The 18,346-nt window shown below is 69.1% G+C and carries 14 protein-coding genes and 3 pseudogenes; 10 read left to right on the top strand and 7 right to left on the bottom strand.

Annotation, left to right across the window (positions count from 1 at the left end; all coding sequences use genetic code 11):
• Window positions 1-29 precede the first annotated feature (29 nt).
• From ACIRD7_RS14230 to ACIRD7_RS14205, 6 genes and pseudogenes are all read left to right on the top strand, one after another.
• Window positions 30-208, top strand: a pseudogene (locus ACIRD7_RS14230) (beta-galactosidase); the annotation flags it as partial.
• A 3-nt stretch (window positions 209-211) separates the two neighbouring features.
• On the top strand, window positions 212-397 hold the full coding sequence (locus tag ACIRD7_RS14225) for a Beta-galactosidase C-terminal domain (protein ID WP_403453838.1): 186 nt from the start codon (window positions 212-214) through the stop codon (window positions 395-397).
• Window positions 398-413: 16 nt separating this feature from the next.
• Window positions 414-2,546 (top strand): alpha-galactosidase, encoded by a 2,133-nt coding sequence (locus ACIRD7_RS14220; protein WP_403453101.1) that lies wholly within the window; start codon window positions 414-416, stop codon window positions 2,544-2,546.
• A 41-nt stretch (window positions 2,547-2,587) separates the two neighbouring features.
• The gene (locus ACIRD7_RS14215) at window positions 2,588-4,096 is read left to right on the top strand and encodes a glycoside hydrolase family 43 protein (RefSeq protein WP_403453100.1); all 1,509 of its coding nucleotides are present in this window, start codon (window positions 2,588-2,590) and stop codon (window positions 4,094-4,096) included.
• A 105-nt stretch (window positions 4,097-4,201) separates the two neighbouring features.
• Entirely contained in the window at window positions 4,202-5,968 is a 1,767-nt protein-coding gene (locus ACIRD7_RS14210; protein ID WP_403453099.1) for a cellulase family glycosylhydrolase, read from the top strand.
• Window positions 5,969-6,221: 253 nt separating this feature from the next.
• A complete protein-coding gene (locus ACIRD7_RS14205) occupies window positions 6,222-7,346 on the top strand; it encodes a cellulose binding domain-containing protein (RefSeq protein ID WP_403453098.1) in 1,125 nt (374 codons plus the stop codon).
• An 87-nt stretch (window positions 7,347-7,433) separates the two neighbouring features.
• Here the strand turns inward: ACIRD7_RS14205 and ACIRD7_RS14200 are convergent.
• Window positions 7,434-7,696 (bottom strand): annotated as a pseudogene (locus ACIRD7_RS14200) (hydrolase); the annotation flags it as partial.
• Here ACIRD7_RS14200 and ACIRD7_RS14195 point away from each other — a divergent pair.
• A pseudogene (locus ACIRD7_RS14195) lies at window positions 7,696-7,934 on the top strand (non-reducing end alpha-L-arabinofuranosidase family hydrolase); the annotation flags it as partial. The pseudogenes ACIRD7_RS14200 and ACIRD7_RS14195 sit on opposite strands and share 1 nt — an antisense overlap.
• A 118-nt stretch (window positions 7,935-8,052) precedes the next feature.
• Here ACIRD7_RS14195 and ACIRD7_RS14190 read toward each other — a convergent pair.
• The 4 genes from ACIRD7_RS14190 to ACIRD7_RS14175 all read right to left on the bottom strand — a co-directional run bounded on the left by ACIRD7_RS14190 (window position 8,053) and on the right by ACIRD7_RS14175 (window position 12,555).
• Window positions 8,053-8,769 (bottom strand): hypothetical protein, encoded by a 717-nt coding sequence (locus ACIRD7_RS14190; protein WP_403453097.1) that lies wholly within the window; start codon window positions 8,767-8,769, stop codon window positions 8,053-8,055.
• A gap of 131 nt (window positions 8,770-8,900) precedes the next feature.
• A complete protein-coding gene (locus ACIRD7_RS14185; RefSeq protein WP_403453096.1) occupies window positions 8,901-9,827 on the bottom strand; it encodes a carbohydrate ABC transporter permease in 927 nt (308 codons plus the stop codon).
• Window positions 9,824-10,876, bottom strand: a complete 1,053-nt coding sequence (locus ACIRD7_RS14180) for an ABC transporter permease (protein ID WP_403453095.1) — start codon at window positions 10,874-10,876, stop codon at window positions 9,824-9,826. Before ACIRD7_RS14180 ends, ACIRD7_RS14185 begins: the two co-directional genes overlap by 4 nt.
• Window positions 10,876-12,555, bottom strand: coding sequence for an extracellular solute-binding protein (locus ACIRD7_RS14175; RefSeq protein WP_403453094.1), 1,680 nt, complete (start codon window positions 12,553-12,555; stop codon window positions 10,876-10,878). Before ACIRD7_RS14175 ends, ACIRD7_RS14180 begins: the two co-directional genes overlap by 1 nt.
• 471 nt (window positions 12,556-13,026) lie before the next feature.
• Here ACIRD7_RS14175 and ACIRD7_RS14170 point away from each other — a divergent pair, with 471 nt between their 5' ends.
• On the top strand, window positions 13,027-15,474 hold the full coding sequence (locus tag ACIRD7_RS14170; protein WP_403453835.1) for a SpoIIE family protein phosphatase: 2,448 nt from the start codon (window positions 13,027-13,029) through the stop codon (window positions 15,472-15,474).
• A gap of 98 nt (window positions 15,475-15,572) precedes the next feature.
• Here the strand turns inward: ACIRD7_RS14170 and ACIRD7_RS14165 are convergent, their stop codons facing one another.
• Complete coding sequence (locus tag ACIRD7_RS14165) at window positions 15,573-15,845, bottom strand: hypothetical protein (protein ID WP_403453093.1); 273 nt, start codon at window positions 15,843-15,845, stop codon at window positions 15,573-15,575.
• A complete protein-coding gene (locus tag ACIRD7_RS14160; RefSeq protein WP_403453092.1) occupies window positions 15,842-16,660 on the bottom strand; it encodes a phytanoyl-CoA dioxygenase family protein in 819 nt (272 codons plus the stop codon). The genes ACIRD7_RS14165 and ACIRD7_RS14160 overlap by 4 nt, the downstream gene beginning before the upstream one ends.
• A gap of 73 nt (window positions 16,661-16,733) precedes the next feature.
• Here ACIRD7_RS14160 and ACIRD7_RS14155 point away from each other — a divergent pair, with 73 nt between their 5' ends.
• The gene (locus tag ACIRD7_RS14155; RefSeq protein WP_403453091.1) at window positions 16,734-17,528 is read left to right on the top strand and encodes a helix-turn-helix domain-containing protein; all 795 of its coding nucleotides are present in this window, start codon (window positions 16,734-16,736) and stop codon (window positions 17,526-17,528) included.
• A gap of 139 nt (window positions 17,529-17,667) precedes the next feature.
• Window positions 17,668-18,255: an exonuclease domain-containing protein gene (locus tag ACIRD7_RS14150; RefSeq protein WP_403453090.1), complete on the top strand. Its 588-nt coding sequence runs from the start codon at window positions 17,668-17,670 to the stop codon at window positions 18,253-18,255.
• The last annotated feature ends 91 nt before the right edge of the window (window positions 18,256-18,346 follow it).

Below are 18,346 nucleotides of genomic sequence, written 5' to 3'. Positions count from 1 at the left end.
TCGACAGCCACAGGAAAGGCTCACCCGCCATGACGGCACGTAGCGTCACCGACCGCCTGGGCGGTCTCGCCTTCGGCGGCGCCTACAACCCCGAGCAGTGGGACGAGCCGTCTGGAAGGAGGACGACGAACTCATGCGCCGGGCCAGGGTCAACCTGGCCACTCTCGGAGTCTTCTCCTGGGCCCTGCTCGAACCGGAGGAGGGGCGTTAGCTGCCGGACCTGCCGACCGGTGTCGAAGCCGTCACCCGGCACGCGGCCGACGGCCGCCGCTGGCACGTCCTGATCAACCACACCGAGAACACCGGGCCCCTGCCGGATCCCGCCCACGACCTGCTCACCGGCAGCGCGGCGCACGAACTCCCGCCCGGCGCCTGCGCGGTCCTGCGCGGCCACTGACCCGGAGAGGGCCACCATGGAAACGGAACAGCGGAACTTTCGCTGGGGTCACGAGGCCCTGCACCTCGAGTTCACTCTCGGCGACGACGGCAGTGCCCGTCTGACGCACCTCGGACGTCCGGGCGAGGCGGGCAGCGGCACCCGTGGGTCCCTGCCTCTGGTGGAGGTGACGGCCACGGGTCACGGGCGCAACTGGTCGGGCAGCCGTCTGGTCCAGACGGCTCTCGGCGAGCGGCTGCGATACCGGACCCACAGCGCGGCCCGCGACGGTGACTGGCACATCCTCACCGTCCACCTCCACGACCCGGGCACGGGTCTGGTCGCGGAGGTGACCTACCGGTCGCCGGACGGCCTACCCGTGCTCCGCAGCGAGGTGACGCTTCGCAACGAAGGGCAGGACACACTCCACCTGGAGTCGGTCAGCTCGTTCACGACAGGATGTCTCACCACGCCGGACCCAGCGGACCTGGACGCCGCCGACCTGCTGTGGGCGGAGAACGACTGGCTGGCCGAGTGCCGCTGGCAGCGACAGCCGATGCGCCTGACCACACCCGCCCTCAGCGGACGCGTGCACTACGGGCATGGCAAGGCCGGCTTCGCCCTGAACGGACAGGGCACGTGGTCCAGTTGCGGACACCTGCCCATGGGCGGCCTGACGGACCGTCACTCCGGCCGCGGTTGGGTGTGGCAGATCGAGCACAACGGCGGGGGCTGGCGCTGGGAGTGCCAAGAGCGCGACCAGGCGGCCTACCTGGCACTGTTCGGGCCCACCGACACCCATCACGGCTGGCGGCACCCCCTGGAACCTGGTGCCGCCTTCCGCACCGTACCGGCCGCGCTGGCTTTCGCCGACGGCGGCCCCGACGCCGCGTTCGCCGCGCTGACCCGCTACCGCCGCGCCCAGCGCCGTCCGCATCCCGACCACCAAGCTCTGCCCGTCATCTTCAACGACTACATGAACTGCCTGATGGGAGACCCCACCACCGACAAGCTGCTGCCGCTGATCGACGCGGCCGCCGACGCGGGCGCCGAGTACTTCGTCATCGACGCGGGCTGGTACGACGACGATGACGGCGGCTGGTGGACCAGCGTCGGCGCCTGGGAACCGGCCGCCTCCCGATTCCCCGGCGAGAAGGGGATCCACGAGGTGCTGGACCGCGTCCGCGAACGCGGCATGGTCCCCGGGCTGTGGCTGGAGCCGGAAGTCATCGGCGTCCACAGCCCCATGGCCAAGTCCCTGCCCGAGGAGGCGTTCTTCCGTCGCGACGGCGTCCGCATCTCGGAGGTGGGCCGGTACCACCTGGACCTGCGCCACCCGGCCGCCCGCGCCCATCTCGACCAGGTCGTGGACCGCCTGGTCGGCGAATGGGGCGTCGGCTACCTCAAGCTCGACCACAACATCGACCCCGGCTCCGGCACCAGCGCCCACCCCGGCGAGAGCGCGGGCGCCGGACTGCTCGGCCACAACCGCGCCCACCTGGACTGGCTCGACGGCATCCTGGACCGCCATCCGCACCTGGTGGTGGAGAACTGCGCATCGGGCGGCATGCGTTGGGACCACGCCCTGCTCTCGCGGCTGCAACTGCAGTCCACCAGCGACCAGCAGAACCTCCACCACTACGCGCCCATCGCGGCCTCCGCGCCCACCGCCGTCACTCCCGAGCAGGGTGCCGTGTGGGCCTATCCGCAGCCGGCGGACTCACTCGACGAGGTCGCCTTCACCATGGCGAGCGCTCTTCTGGGCCGTATCCATCTCTCCGGCGGCCTGCTGGAGTTGGGGCCCGAGGCCCGCGCCCTGGTCCACGAAGCGGTTGCCACGTACAAGTCCATCCGTGCCGACCTGCCGCAAGCCGTGCCCTCCTGGCCGCTCGGCCTCCCCGGCTGGGACGACCCCTGGATCGCGCTCGCCCTGCACACCCCCGCCGCCACCTACCTCACCGTCTGGCGGCGCGCGGGCGCCGAGGCCACCACCACCCTCCGGCTGGCTGAACCGGCGGGCGGCGCGGCCCGTGCCGAGGTGCTGTACCCCGCCGCAGGTCAGGCGGTCGCCGTCTGGAACCCGGACACCGCCGACCTCACCGTGACCCTGCCCACCGCGCCGTCCGCGGCGCTGCTCCGCATCACCCGCACGGCACCGGACGCTCCCTGAGCGCCGACCCCGCCACCCACCCGACGAAAGGACGACCGAGGGTGCCCGCTCAGAACCCGCCCGCCCACGCCACCAACCCCGTGCTCCCCGGGTTCCACCCCGACCCGAGCATCTGCCGCGTCGGCGACGACTACTACCTCGCCTGCTCCAGCTTCGAGTACTTCCCGGGCATCCCCCTCTTCCACAGCCGCGACCTGGTGAACTGGCGGCAGATCGGCAACGTCCTGGACCGGCCGGAACAACTGCCGCTGGCGCAGGCGTGGTCCTCCGGCGGCATCTACGCCCCCACCCTGCGCCATCACGACGGCCGCTTCTGGCTGATCGTCACCAACTGCGCCGAGGGCGGTGGCAACTTCATCGTCACGGCCACCGATCCCGCCGGACCGTGGTCGGACCCCGTCCGGGCCCCGGGCGTGCCCGGCATCGACCCCGACCTGGCCTGGGACGAGGACGGCACCTGCTGGTGCACGGTCGCCGGGGTGTCGCAGGTCCGCATCGACCCGTCCACCGGACAGACGTACGGCACTCCGCACAAGCTCTGGTCCGGTGGCCCCGGCGCGAAGGCTCCGGAGGCGCCGCACCTGTACCGGATCGGCGACTACTGGTACCTGCTCATCGCCGAGGGCGGCACCGAGCGCGGCCACGGCGTGTCGATCGCCCGCGGCCTTTCACCGACCGGTCCGTTCGAGCCGCACCCGGCCAACCCGATCCTCACCCACCGGGGCACCGACCACCCGGTCCAGAACACCGGGCACGGGGACCTGGTCCAAGGCCCCGACGGCTCGTGGTGGATGGTCTTCCTCGGCGTGCGCCCGCGCGGCGGCACCCCCGGCTGGCACGTACTCGGCCGGGAGACCTTCCTGGCTCCCGTGACCTGGGAGGACGACTGGCCGGTCGTCGGCGAGGTCGCCCTGGACATGCCCGCGCCGCCCTGGCCGATCTCCCCCGTCCCCGCCGAGGAGCGGCGCGAGGACTTCGAGCTCAGCGAACTCGCGCCGGCCTGGATCTCCCTGCGGGACCGCCCCGCCGAGCTCTGCACCACCAAGGAGCGCCCCGGCTGGCTGACGCTCCGCGCGCGGGGCGCCTCCCTGGACGAGCCCGACGTGGTGTTCACGGGCCGGCGTCAGCGGCACTTCTCCTGCCGGGCGCGCACCCTGGTCGACGCGGGGCAGGGGCGCGGCGGCCTCGCCGTACGGCTGGACGAGCGGCACCACTACGCGATCGAGGCGTGCGGCGCGGAGGTGCGGGTGATCGCGCGCGTCGGCTCCCTGCGCACGGTCGTGGCCGCCCAGTCCGTGCCCGCCGGGCCGGTGACCCTTGCCGTCGCCGTCACCGACCCGCCGTCACCGCACGGACCCTGCACCGGACCCGACGTCGTCTCGCTGGGGATCGAAGCCCCGGACGGAACGTTCACCGAGCTCGCGACCCTCGACGGCCGCTACCTGTCGACGGAGGTCGCCGGCGGCTTCACCGGCCGGGTCATCGGCCTGTACGCCACGGCAGGCACCGTCCACTTCGACTGGTTCGACTACGAGCCCCTCGACGGCTGAACCCCCACCTCCACGACCGACCAAAAGACACGTCGCAAAACGCACAACCGAACCGCACGACCGAATCGCAGGACCTAACCGCAGGACCGAACGAAAGGCAAGAACATGGACGACTTACGGCAACCCGCCCGCCACCACAGACGCGGCCCTGGACGCCTCGCCGGCCTGCTGATGGCGCTGCTCGTCGTCCTGGGCCTGGCCGGCAGCACGGCTGTCGCCGCGCCCGGCGACACGGCACCGCAGGTACTCCCCACCGTCAAGGTTCCGTCCCGGGCCATGGACGCCGTCGCCGCGATGCAGCCCAGCTGGAACCTGGGCAACACCCTGGACGCGATCCCGGAGGAGACGTCCTGGGGCAACCCCAAGGCCGCCAGGGAGCTGTTGAAGACCGTCCGGGAGCAGGGCTTCCGCAGCGTCCGCATCCCGGTGACCTGGAGCAACTACCAGAAGGACACCGCGCCATACGCCGTCGACGCCGCGTACATGAACCGGGTCAAGGAGGTGGCGGACTGGGCGCAGGCCGAGGGCCTCTACGTCGTGCTCAACGTGCACCACGACTCCTGGCAGTGGGTGTACAAGGTCTCCATCGACCGCGACGAGGTGCTCGCCCGCTTCGACTCCCTCTGGAAGCAGATCTCCGCCGCGTTCCGCGACGAGCCGCGCACCCTGCTCTTCGAGAGCATCAACGAACCGACCTTCGGCGATGTCACGGACGCGCGGAAGGCCGAGTTGGTGCATGAGCTGAACACCTCGTTCCACAAGGTCGTCCGCGCTTCGGGCGGCGGGAACAAGAACCGTCTGCTCGTTCTGACCACACCGGGTGGCACCCCGTCCCAGGACTTCATGGACAGCCTGCACACCACGATCAGCGGGCTGAGCGACAAGAACCTCGTCGCCTCCGTGCACTACTACAGCTACTTCCCGTTCAGTGTGAACATCGCCGGCGGCACCCGGTACGACGACAAGGCCCAGAACGACGCGGAAGACGTCTTCGCCCGGATGAAGCACATCTTCACCGACCAGGGCATCCCGGTCTACGTCGGTGAATACGGCCTGCTCGCCTACCCCGACGACAATCACCCCTCCCGCATCGAGCGGGGCGAGGCGCTGAAGTACTACGGGCACATCGGGTACCTGGCGCGCACCGCGGGTGTGACCACCGCCTTGTGGGACCCGGGCTTCGCCTACCTGAACCGCGCGACCCTGAAGTGGCGCGACCCCGCGCTCTTCGCGTGGATCAAGTCGAGCTGGACCACTCGCTCCGGAACCACCTCCTTCGACCGCATCTACCTGAAGAAGTCCGGCCAGATCGAGGGACAGTCGCTCACCCTGAACCGCAACGGCCTGACGTTCCGCGGGCTGTGGCACGGCGCCACCAAGCTGACCGAGGGACGGGACTACACCCTCTTCAAGGACCGGATCGCCCTGAGGGCATCGACGTTGACCAAGCTGGCGGGTGACCGTGCGTACGGAGTCAACTCGACGCTCCAGGCCCGACTCTCGAAGGGTCTGCCCTGGCAGATCGACGTGATCACGTACGACACCCCGGTCCTTTCGGACACCACGGGCACGAAGGACGCGTTCGCCATTCCCACGAAGTACCAGGGAGACGACCTGGCGACGATGGAGGCCACGTACGCCGACGGCACCAACGCCGGCCCGACGAGCTGGACTCCGTTCCAGGAGTTCAACATCGCCTTCCGGCCGGACGTCCCGAACGGCACGATCATCCTGACCGCCGACACACTCAAGTCCCTGCGTGACGGCGACACGGCGACGCTGACCTTCCACTTCCACAGCGGCGCCACGGTGAAGTACAAGGTCACGAAGTCCGGAGACTCGGTCACCGGCACGGTCGTCAAGGAATCCTGACCCACAGTCCCTCGCACCGGTCGCCCCTTCCAGGGCAGCCGGGGCGGCGGCGTCCCCGCGCGCCGCCTCACTCCTCTTTCGGCGGTGCCGTGCTCTCCCGGACCGAACACAGCCTCCGCACACAGGCTTGTCAGGGGCATGCAAATTTCCTACAGTCCGTCAGAAAGCACATGGGAGCGCTCCCATTCACATGGGGAGGCGGGAGCGCCCCACCCCACACCCCGTCCGGCCGTACCTCCGAAAGAGGTCCCGCATGCGACCGTTACAGCACCTTCCCCTTTCCCTGCGCGGCACTTGGGCCGCGCTCGTCACCACGCTCGCCACCGTCGCCGCGCTCTTCGCCGCCACACCGCCGGCCCAGGCCGACACCACGGTGTGCGAACAGTTCGGCTCGACTGTCGTCCAAGGGCGCTACGTCCTCCAGAACAACCGCTGGGGCACCAGCGACCCCCAGTGCGTCACCTCCACCGACACCGGCTTCCGGCTCACCCGGGCCGACGGCTCCGTGCCCACCAGCGGCGCGCCGAAGTCGTACCCGTCCCTCTTCAACGGCTGCCATTACACCAACTGCTCGCCGGGCACCAACCTCCCCGCGCAACTCGCCCGGATCTCCAGCGCACCGAGCAGCATCTCCTACGGCTACGTCGGCGACGCCGTGTACAACGCCTCGTACGACATCTGGCTGGACCCGACGCCCCGCACCGACGGCGTGAACAAGACCGAGATCATGATCTGGTTCAACAAGGTGGGCCCGATCCAGCCGATCGGCTCCCAGGTCGGCACGGCCACCGTGGGTGGACGCACCTGGCAGGTGTGGTCGGGCGGCAACGGCTCCAACGACGTGCTCTCCTTCGTCGCCCCGTCGGCGATCGGCGGCTGGAGCTTCGACGTGATGGACTTCGTCCGGCAGGCCGTGGCCCGCGGGCTGGCGCAGAACAACTGGTATCTGACCAGCGTGCAGGCCGGCTTCGAGCCCTGGCAGAACGGCGCGGGGCTGGCCGTGAACTCGTTCTCGTCGACGGTCAACACGGGTGCTGGACCGGGTGGGCCGGGCGGAGTCACGACCTGCGAGGTGTCGTACGCCACGAACGTGTGGCAGGGAGGCTTCACCGCGAACGTCACCGTCTCCAACACCGGTTCGGTGCCCGTCGACGGATGGCGCCTCGCGTTCACCCTGCCCTCCGGCCAGCTCATCACCAGTTCCTGGAACGCCTCCGTCTCCCCGTCCTCGGGATCCGTCACGGCGAGCGGCCAGACGCACAACGCGGCCATCGCCCCCGGCGGCAGCCAGACGTTCGGGGTCCAGGGCACCTACAGCGGCGCCTTCGCCGCACCGGCCGGTTTCAGTCTGAACGGAACCGCCTGCACCAAGACGTGACGTGATGCGACCGGCGCCGGGCGGCCGCTTGCCGCCCGGCGCCTTGTCAGCCGTACGCCCGGTCACTCCAGTGGCACTCGAAGTGGAGGCCGAGCATCCCGAGTGGGTGGTGACCCGGTGCGTCCGGCTGCCCTGTGCCGGCTCGGGCGGGTTCTGGGGAGTGCAGGCGTTGTTCCTGACGAACCTGTCCCGCAGGGCACGTCCGCCGAGATGCCGAGGACGTTGTCCCTGAGCCCGTGCACGCCGAGGCAGGCGATCGGCTGGGTGCCGCCGCCGCATCCGCTGAGCTGCCCGCCGCTCAGGACCGCGACCGCGTGGAAGACCGTCGCGCGGGAGCACGCGAGGGAGTACCTCCGACGACAACGGGCACCTGTACCGCTCCCAGACGAGCCTCGGCCAGTTCCCGAACGGCTTCACCAACACCGTCATCGCGGCCCAGGACTCCAAGTACGCCCTGTTCGAAGTGAGAAACGTGTACAAGGTGGGAGGCACCAACCAGTACCTGCTCCTGGTCGAGGCCATCGGATCGGGCGGCCGGCGCTGCTTCCTCTCCTGGACCTCGGCAGGATCGCCGGCTCCTGGACACCCTGGCCAACGCGGGCAGTGACTACAACCTCCTCCCTCGCGGCTCGCCCTCCTCACCCAGACCGATTCGACCTGCTGACCAAGTGGGCCCCGCGCCGGTGGTGCGGGGCCCACGGCCGGGTCAGCCGCCGCTGACGGTCAGGTTGTTGGTGGTGAAGTTGAGTCCGCCGGGCGAGGAGGTGATCTCGTAGCCGAACTGCACCTCACCGATGGTCTCGTTGCCGGCCATCCAGCGCTTGTTGTAGGCGAGCCACTGGAGGATCGGCTTGATGTCCACGGTGCCGGTGTTGGAGTCGGACGTCCGCAGGAACGAGAAGACCTCGTTGGACCCGTTGGTGCCCTTGTAGACGTTCCAGTTGTGGCCGCCGAGGGAGACGTTGCCCTCATAGCCGCCGATCGGGCCGACGGCTCCGTTGTAGTTGACCCAGAGCATGATCTCGTAGTCGTGGTCGGTGTCCCAGATGTCGTACGACGTGTTGTACGCGCCGGACGACGGGACACCGACGTTGTAGTCGCTCGTGAGCCGGCCGAGGGAGTCGATCGTCTTGTTGATCGCCTTCGTCGAGTTGGGGTACGACTTGATGCCGCCGGTTCCCGGGTGGTCGGCCCAGACACCCCAACTGGTCCCGGAGTTGGCCCATATGCACTGGCTGCCGGCGCCGGAGCCCCAGATGTTGTTGTAGAGCGTGTAGCCGTTCAGGTTGGTGCCTGCCCACTGGTCGCACGAGTTCCAGACTGCGGCCGAAGCGGGGGCGGAGGCCAGTCCGACGGTGGCACCGAGAGCCATCGTCGGCGCGAGCACAGCCATGGCGATCCTGCGGATGCTGCTTTTGACCATGGTGTCCCTTCCACGGGTGGGGGGAAATGTGGGGGATGTGCCACCACGCCCCCGTGCTGAGGGCGTGGCCCTCTCCGGCGACGAGGTGTTCGGCTCCGCGTCGCCGGAGGAAGTCCTGACCGCGAAGGGGCTCAGCCCTTGATGGCTCCGGTGAGCATGCCCTTCTTGAAGTGCCGCTGGACGAAGGGGGAGGCGACCGCGACGGGGATCAGCGCGAGGACCATGACGGCCATCTGCAGTCCCAGGGCGGAGAGTTCGCCGGTGCGGACCGCCTGCTGGAGGCCCGTCGGCGCCTCGGTGTTCTTCTGGACCAGTTGGATGAGCACGTTCTGCAGCGGCATCATCTGCTGGTCGCTGAGGTAGATGGAGGCGTTGAACCAGGCACTCCAGTAACCGACCGCGTAGAACAGCGAGATGACGGCCAGCACCGCACGCGACAGCGGCATGATGATGGTCAGCAGGATGCGCAGGTCACTCGCCCCGTCGATGCGGGCGGACTCGGTGAGTTCGGGTGAGATCCCCATGAAGAAGGCCCGCAGGACGAGGATGTTGAAGACGCTGACCGCGCTCGGCAGGATCAGGGACAGATAGGTGTCCGTGAGGCCCAGCGTCTGCACCAGAAGGTACGTCGGGATGAGCCCGGCCCCGAAGAACATCGTCGCCATCATGGTCATCAGGAAGAAGCGATGGCCCAGACTCCCCGGCCGCGACAGGCCGTAGGCCGCCAGCACCGACACCGCCATCGAGAACAGCGTGCCGACGAGCGTGACGCCGACCGAGACCATGATGGCCCGGCTGACCTGGCCGCCGCCGAGCAGTTCGGTGTAGTTGACGAACGTGATGCCCTGGGGGATCACGACGAGGCCGCCGACCCGGTCGATCACGGGCTTGGGAGAGAGGCTGGTGACGATCACGATCCACAGCGGACCGAGCACCCCCAGGCAGCAGAGCAGGAGGAAGCCGCTCTTGGCAGTGATTCCGGCCTTGCTCGGCGGCTCCTCCCACACCGGGCGTGCGGGCGCCTTGAGACTGCGGATGAGCTGCGTGTTGAGGCTCACTTCTTGTACACCCCCTGCTCGCCCAGCAGGTGCGCGAACTTGTTCGCGCCCAGGACGAGGCACACTCCGATGAGTCCCTTGACGAGGCCGACCGCGGCCGCATAGCTGAAGTCGCCGTTCTGGATGCCCATGTTCCACACGTAGGTGTCCAGGACCTCACTGGCCCCGGCGCCGACCGCGTGCCGCTGGAGCAGGAACTGCTCGAAGCCCACGCTCAGGGCGTCACCCACCCGCAGCACCAGCAGCAGCGCGATCACCGGGCGCAGCGCGGGCAGCGTCACATGCCACATCCGCCGCCAGCGTCCCGCGCCGTCCATCGCGGCGGCCTCGTACAGGTCGGTACTCACCGCGGACAGAGCGGCGAGGAAGACGATGATCCCCCAGCCGGCGTCCTTCCACACGGCCTGTGCGGTGACCAGGTACTTGAACAGGTCCGCGTCGGTCATCAGGTCGAAGCCGCTCCAGCCGTGCTGCTCCAGGGTCTGCGCGATGATGCCCGCGCCGCCGAGGATCTGCTGGAAGACGGTGACGACGAGGACCCAGGAGAAGAAGTGCGGCAGGTACATGATCGCCTGCGCCACGGCCCGCACCCGGGGCCTGATCACACTGTTGATGACCAGCGCGAGGGCGATGGGGACGGGGAAGAACAGCACCAGTTGGAGCACGAACAGGACGAGGGTGTTCTTCGTGGCGCTCCAGAACAGCGGGTCGTCGAACATCCGCGAGAACTGCTCCACGCCCACCCAGGGGCTGTGGAAGATCGCCATGATGCCGTTGCTGGAGACGTACGGGTCGTACTCCTGGAAGGCGACGACGTTGCCGAGCAGGGGGACGTAGTTGAAGATCAGGAGCAGGACGATGCCGGGCAGGGTCATCAGGATGAGCGCGCGGTCGCGGCGCAGCCGGATCCGCCAGGCCACGTTGCCCGCCTTGCTCGTCCTGCGTGGCACCCGGTCCTTGGCCGCCGCCGCGGCGGCCGCGGCCGTCGGTTCCTCGACGGCTGCGGGCGGACGAGTCCCATCGGGCCTGCTCCCGGCCGTGATGGACATCAGTTGCCGCTGCCGTTCTTGTCGAGGAGCTCCTTGTACCAGTCGCGCAGCTTGTCGCCGCCGGAGGACTTCCAGGTGGAGATGGCCTGCTGTATGTCGGACAGCCTCTTGTTGCCGCGCACGAAGTCGATCTCCAACTGCTCGAACTGGCTGGCGAGGGTGGCGTAGCGGGCCGGCTCGACGATGTTCATGCCATAGGTGGACGTCTTCTTGACGAAGGCGCCCTGCCGCTGCTGCCACTCGACCTGCTCGCGGGCGATGTCGGGGAAGTCGGGGTGGGCGAGGTAGGGAGCCGGGGCCGCCAGCAGCACCCAGGCGTTGTTCACCTCCTGGATGCCCTGGTCGTTCTTGATCGGGACGCCGTCCTTGACCGAGTAGTGGGTGCCCTCGACGCCGTAGTCGACGAACATCCGCTCCTTGGTTCCGTAGGGTGCTGCCGCGAAGTTGGCGGCGGCCAGCGCGTTCTCGACCGTCTCCTTCGAGGCGCCCTTGCGGATCATCGACCAGATACCGGCGGGCTGGCCGGCGTACAGCGTCGGGGTGCCGCCGTCGGCGCCGAAGTAGTCCATGCCGTCGATCTCGAAGTCCGGGTTGGACTTGGCCTGTTCGGTGGTCTTGCCGTACCAGGCCGACATGTCGCCGTTGAAGACCAGGATCTGTCCGGCGCTGAACCGCTGGCTCGCGTCGCCCGTGTTCGCCTTGTCGTCGGGATGGACGACGCCCGCGGCGAACAGCTTGCGGACCCACTCCAGGTGTTCGAGGTACTCAGGATGCTCGATGCGGTACGTCAGCTTGCCGTCGTCCCCGATGTTCCAGCCGAGCGACCCGGCAGGCTGGACACCGAAGAAGCCTGCCGCCGACCACCTCATGTCACCACAGGCCCACACCTTGGCCTTGGCGCTGGTGGCCTCCTTGGCCCAGCTGAGGAACTCGTCGGCAGACTTGGGGACGGTGTAGCCCTTCTTGTCGAAGACGTCCTTGCGGTAGAAGGGCACGATGTTGGGCACGGCGGCGGCGGGCATCGGGATGCCGCGCAGCGCGCCGCCGAAGATGCTCATGCGCCAGGAGTCGGAGGGGATCGCGGCCAGGTTCGGGTACTTCTTGACCTTGTCGCCCGCCAGATAGGGGCCGAGGTCCATGAACTTCGCGCTGACCGCGTTCGCGATCTTGCCGACCAGTTCCCAGCTGGGCACGACCACCATGTCGGGTATGGCACTGGAGGCGAGGACGGCACCGAGCTTCTCCCCGTAGGTGTTGCCGTCCTGGTTCTGCCAGGTGATCTTGGTGCCGGCCGCCGCGTCGAGTGCCTTGTAGTAGGCGCACCCGGGCTTCGGCGGGGTGCCCCAGAGGGGGGACATGATCTTGAGGGGAGCGCCGGTACCGAGCTTTTTCGGGACCGAGGCGACGAAGGCCGCAAGGTCGACCTTGCCGGTGTAGCCGGCCGCCGAACCGTTCTTCGACGGCAGATCCGGCTGGGCGGCCGTGCTGGCGACGTAGGTCGGTATCAGCTTGTCGGCGGCCTTGCCCGAGGTGGCGCCCTCGCGCCTCTCGCTGTCCGATCCGCCGCAGGCGGTGAGCAGAGGCATCCCGCCGGCCACCGCTGCGGTGGCCACCGCCGTGGAGGCGAGGAAGCTTCTCCGGCTTGGTCCTGAGGAGATGGAGGCGACGTTCGGCGTCATTGCGTCAACCCTTCATGGCGCACCTGGACACCCGGCGGGGGGCGTCGGTTGCGGTGTCGTGACTGGAACCGGCTGAGCTGAAAGGGGACATCCCACTACTGCGGCGTGCTTCGCAGTCGAAGCGCTTCGATGTTGCAGTGAGGTTAAGTGAACACCCAGGGACGCACAAGGGTCGCATCCAAGATTCCTGTACAACGCCGGTGAGGACGCTCGGCATGTGCTGCTTGAGGAAACCGCGTCTACCTCTTGACACTCCTGCTGGGATGCCACTCGTATCGAAGCGCTTCGAAAGAGTCCACCGCTACTCCTCGTGGAATCCCATGTGTCTGCCACATCGGCCATGCACACCACCGTCTTTCCCGAACGCACCAACCGGAGCGCCGTGGAGCGGTGACCGATCTAGGCTGGAAGCAGCCGCTGGAAACCAGCCCTGACGGGTACGGCTGTCCGGACGGAGGCGTGGCGGTGGAGATGGCCGGCAAGCAGGACGAGCCCACTGCCGTTGCCCTGGTGGACCCGGACGGCACGGTCAGCGGCTGGAGCGAGGGGGGCCGACTCCTGTTGGGCTGGACGGCTGAGGACGTCGTCGGCCGACCCGTGACCGACCTGCTGGTCGATCCCCCGCCACCCGGCTTCCCCGAGGGCTACGGCGCCGGCCCCAACGGCATCAGCCCCCTGCGCCACCGGGACGGTTCCACGGTGGACGCCGTGCTGACGGCTCATCCGCTCTCCGGCCCCGACGGGCGCGCACTGGGGCACGCGGTGACCCTCCAGCGCTGGGGAAGCCGCCCGGTGATCGCCGACCGGGCCTTCGAGCAGTCGCCGTTCGCCCTGGGCGTCTACGACCCCGATCTGCGGTTTCTGTGGATCAACGCCTCTTCGGGCCGGGTGATCGCGCACTCCGAGGAGCAAGTGCTCGGTAAGAAGTACCGCGAGGTGTTTCCCGAGTTCGACCGCTCGCTGTTTCCCGAGCGGGACGACAAGCCCTACACGGACGCGCTCGCCCAAGTGGCGAGGACGGGCGAACCCACGCGTCTCATCACCGTCTTCCATCCTCGCGGCAGTGACTACGCCAACGCCTGGGCCACCAGCATCTGGCCCGTCCGGGATGCCGGGGGCAGGGTCCGCGCGATCGCCAACTGGGGATTCGACATGAGCGCCGAGTACTGGGCTCGGCAGCGCCTGCTCATCCTCAACAAGGCCAGCGGCGGCATCGGCCGGACCCTCGACGTGATCGGCACCGCCCTGGAACTGGCCACGACCCCGGTGCCGGGATTCACCGACCTCGTCACCGTGGATCTCTTCGACGAGGTGCTGCGCGGAGAGGAACCCCCCTCCGTGGCCGCGTTCACCTCCCGCGAGCCCATCGTGCTCAGCCGCGCCGCCCGGCACAGCGCGCAGGACGACACCGACCGAACTCCCGGGCCCACGACACCGGTGAGCCACCCTCCCGATTCCGTCGCCGTCCGCTGCCTGGCCACCGGCAGGTCCACGGTCGAGCTAGCCGCCGAACCCGGCGAGGGCGGCGAATGGGCCTTCGGGCCCGGGCTCGCCGCCGACCCGGCCCACTGGCCACCGGGCAACCCGGTGATCGACGGGTCCCTCGCCGCGGACGGCCTGACCGGCCGGATCACCGTGCCGCTCAGGGCGCGTGGTGCGCTCCTCGGGGTCGTCGCCTTCTCCCGGCTCGACCGGCCAGAGGCCTTCACCGCCGACGACCTGATCCTCGCCGAGGAGCTGACCGCCAAGGCAGCCGTCGCCATCGACAACGCCCGCCGCTACTCACGCGAGCGCACGACCGCGCTGACCCTCCAACGCAGCCTGCTGCCGCAGGGACTGCCGAACCATGAGGCGGTCGAGGTGGCCTCCCGCTATCTGCCCGGCGGGGCCGGTGCGGAAGTGGGCGGAGACTGGTTCGACGTCATTCCGCTGTCCGGCGCCCGGGTCGCCCTGGTCGTCGGCGATGTCGTCGGCCACGGCCTGCACGCCTCGGCCAGCATGGGCCGGCTGCGGACGGCGGTCCGCACCCTGGCCGACGTGGACCTGCCGCCGGACGAACTGCTGACCCACCTGGACGACCTGGTCCTCCACCTCGCCGGCGACCTCCAGCCCACCGGCCACTTCCAGCCGACCGGCGAGACCGGGGCCACCTGTCTCTACACCGTCTACGACCCGGTGTCCCGGCGGTTCACGCTGGCGAGCGCCGGCCATCCCCTGCCGCTGATCATCTCCCCGGACGGCACCAGGACCCCGGTGACCGCCCAGCCGGGACCTCCGCTCGGCATCGGCGGGCTGCCGTTCGAGGCCACCGAGCTCGAACTGCCCGAGGGCAGCCTGCTCGCCCTTTACACCGACGGGCTGCTGGACGGCCGCGCACGCGACGTCGACAAGGGAATCACCGACCTGCAGCGGGTCCTGAACCAGTCGGCCACCTCACTGGAGTCCTTGTGCGACACGGTGCTCGACGCGGTGCTTCCCGATCGACGCACCGACGACGCGGCCCTGCTGCTCGCTCGCACGCACGCGCTGGCCGCCCACCACGTCGCCGACTGGGACGTCGAGCCGGACCCCGCACAGGTGCCGCGCGCCAGGAAGTTCGCCGTCGACCAGGTGGACGCCTGGGGCCTGGAGGAGGCCTCCTTCGTCACCGAACTGGTCGTCAGCGAACTCGTCACCAACGCCATCAGATACGGGGAACCGCCGATCAAGCTACGGCTGATCCGCGACACCTCCCTGATCTGCGAGGTCTCCGACTCCAGCAACACCGCTCCGCACCTGCGCCGGGCCCGCGCCTTCGACGAGGGTGGCCGGGGCCTGCTGCTCGTCGCCCAGCTGACCCAGGGGTGGGGCACCCGGCACACCACGAACGGCAAGACGATCTGGTGCGCGCAGACCCTCCCTCAGGCCGAGCCTTACTGAGCTGTGTCTTGCTGGACATGACCGGCGATGAAACAGCTGGTTGGCATTGTCGGTACGGGCCCACTGCGTCAGGCCCGCCCCCCACGGAAATATGGTTGTCATCGCTGGTCGTCCTCCACCTTCTCGAAGAAGAACTCGTGCTTGAGGAAGGAGACGTCGTACTCGTGACCGGCCTGCGGCGGCAGCAGTTGGGAGGCCTGGAACAGGCGCCACCCGTCGAGCAGTGCGGCAAGCCCCGTGGGGTACGGCGGCTCGTCGCTGTCACCGGTCGTCGGGCGGGTCCTGCCGGTCCCGTCGTACCGGGACCAGCCCACGACGTGGGAGTCCAGCGCCGACGTGGACAGGTAGAGAACCAGAACCTGCTGCCTCATGCGTGACTCCTCAGGGTCGGCCGGTTGCTGACGCGCGTGACCCAGAACTCGACGTCGAACGAGTCGTCACCGGTAAGGGCCCGCCACAGCTGGACCCGGTTGTAGATCTCCAGTCGGCCCGTGGCCTGCTCGTACCAGGGGAAGTACGTGTTCAGTTCCGCGGTGACCGCGGGGTCGTGCAGGTCGGACACGTCCCACAGGCGCACCTGCGGCACGGTCGGGTTGAGCCGGAGCTTGTACATGAAGCGACGAGCCGCGGTGTCGTTGCGGCGGCCGCCGTGCCAGATGCCGTGGTGCAGAAGAACGACCGTGCCCGCCGGGCAGGTCAGACGGGTCTGCCCCCGGAGGTTCTGGACGCGGCCGACGTCCGTCTCGTTGATCCTGCGCAGATGGCTTCCCGGCACGCTGAGGGTGCCGCCCATCTCGGCGGTCACCTCGTGCGGGTAGTACATGAGCTGGATGTCGAAGGCGTCCGGCCGTACGTCGATGATCGCGTCTCCGTGGAGCGGCTGCGCGTGTCCCTCGTGCGGCTCGCGCACGTGAACCGCATGGTGGTCGACGGTCGGTCCGGGACCGACCAGGCTCTCTACGGCGCCCGCGACGACCGGCAGGTCGAGCAGTTCGTGGACGAAGGTGTCCGACGCGAACGCCCCATTCAGCGGGGTGCCGTAGGCGACGTCCGGCAGACCCTCGGTCAAGGTCGCGATGGCCCGTTCGTTGATCTCCTGCGGCACCACCCCGTCCAGGCGCAGGAATCCCTGCGCGACGAAGCGCGCCACCTGAACCGATGTCAGGAGTTGCTTGCTGGTTGACATGCGCCGAACGTACGGGCCCGATCTGGATCGGTCGTGGGCTGAATTCGTCCAGTGCTGGTAATTTTCCATCCTCGTGAAGCACGTAACAGTACGGCTCGACGAGGCGCCCACCGTGGTCAACGCCGGCATCGGGGTGCACGGCGTCTCCACCGACCATGACGTCTTCCGGCTGCCCGACCTGTGGCAGCTGCACCTCTACCACTACGAGGGTGCCCTGGCCCTCGGGGAGTCGGTCCACCCCATACGCCCCGGCCACGTCAGCCTCGTCCCGCCGAACACGGAGGTGCACTTCCACTACCGGGGCAGGTCGGAGCATCTCTACGTCCATCTGCGGCTGCCCGACGGCGGAGCCGCGCGCGTGGTGCCGGTGATGCAGGACGCCGCCGCCGAGAGCACAGGCCTGGCCCATCTGCTCCGGAGCGCCGTGACGGCCATGCCGACCTCTCCCCCGCGAGCCACGGCCGAGGTCTGGACAGCTCTGTGGCGCATCGCCGAGTTGCCGAAGGGCGTCGAAGCCGGGCGCCGCCACCCCTTCGTGGCCGCCGCACAGGCCTACGTCGAGCAACACCTGGCCGGCCCGCTGTCCGTACCGGACGTCGCACGCGTCGTCGGCATCTCCCACACACACCTGACGCGGGTGTTCCGTGCCGAGACCGGCCTCACGGTCGTGGCGTACATCCGGCACCGGCGCCTTCAACGCGCCCTCCACCTGCTGCTGTCCTCCACCCTGTCCATCACCGCCATCGCCGCGGCCGTGGGCATCGCCGACCTCCAGGCCTTCAACAAGGCCTGCCGCCGCGAGTTCGGCGCGAGCCCGCGTGACGTGCGTGCGGCCGGCCCGGTGGGGCTGGACGGCCGGAGACGGTGAGCGGTGCCGGCGGCCGTACTTGCCTCCGCTCAGGCCCAGAAGACCTCGGACCAGGCGGTGAGCAGATCCTTGCCCGCCAAGGAGTTGGCGCGTGAAATCGAGGTGCCGGAACCGGGCGCCCCTCCTTACCCTCGTCGCCATGCGCCACGAATCGTCCCTGCTGAACGTCATTGATGTGGAAGCCACTTGCTGGGATGGACAGCCGCCGCCCGGCTCCGTGAACGAGATCATCGAGATTGGTCTCACCGTCGTTGACGTGTCGGCGCAGCGCCGCGTGTCCCGGCACCGCGTCTTGGTCCGCCCTGTCCGGTCGTCGGTGAGCGACTTCTGCACCGAACTGACGGGCCTGACGCAGGCCGAGGTGGAACGGGGCGTCCCCTTCGCCGAGGCATGCCGGATTCTCGTCGAGGATTACGCGGCCGGGGAGCGCCCCTGGGCGAGCTGGGGCGAGTACGACCGTCTGCAGTTTGCCCGGCAGAGCCAGGCCGACGGGGTGGCGTACCCGTTCGGCTATCCCACGGAACGCACCCACACCAACGCCAAAGCCGCATTCGCCGCGGCGTACGGACTGCGGAAGAAACCCGGCATGAGCCACGCTCTGCAGATCGCCGGGCTGCCGCTCGAGGGACGCCATCACCGCGGCGAGGACGACGCATGGAACATCGCTGCACTCGTCCTCGACTTGGTGGGCCGCGGGGCATGGCCAGTCACCACTGCAGCCGTCTAGAGGTTGTCCCGTATGGGGCGTGAGTTATCCGGTGAGGGCCAGGTTGTGGAGCCGGGCGATGCCGAGCATGGCCTGGTGAACGCCGTTGCCC

This window comes from Streptomyces sp. NPDC093568, assembly GCF_044764945.1.
Taxonomy (GTDB): domain Bacteria; phylum Actinomycetota; class Actinomycetes; order Streptomycetales; family Streptomycetaceae; genus Streptomyces.
Note: the sequence above shows the minus strand (reverse complement) of the source record. Positions and strands in the feature narration are given on the sequence as shown.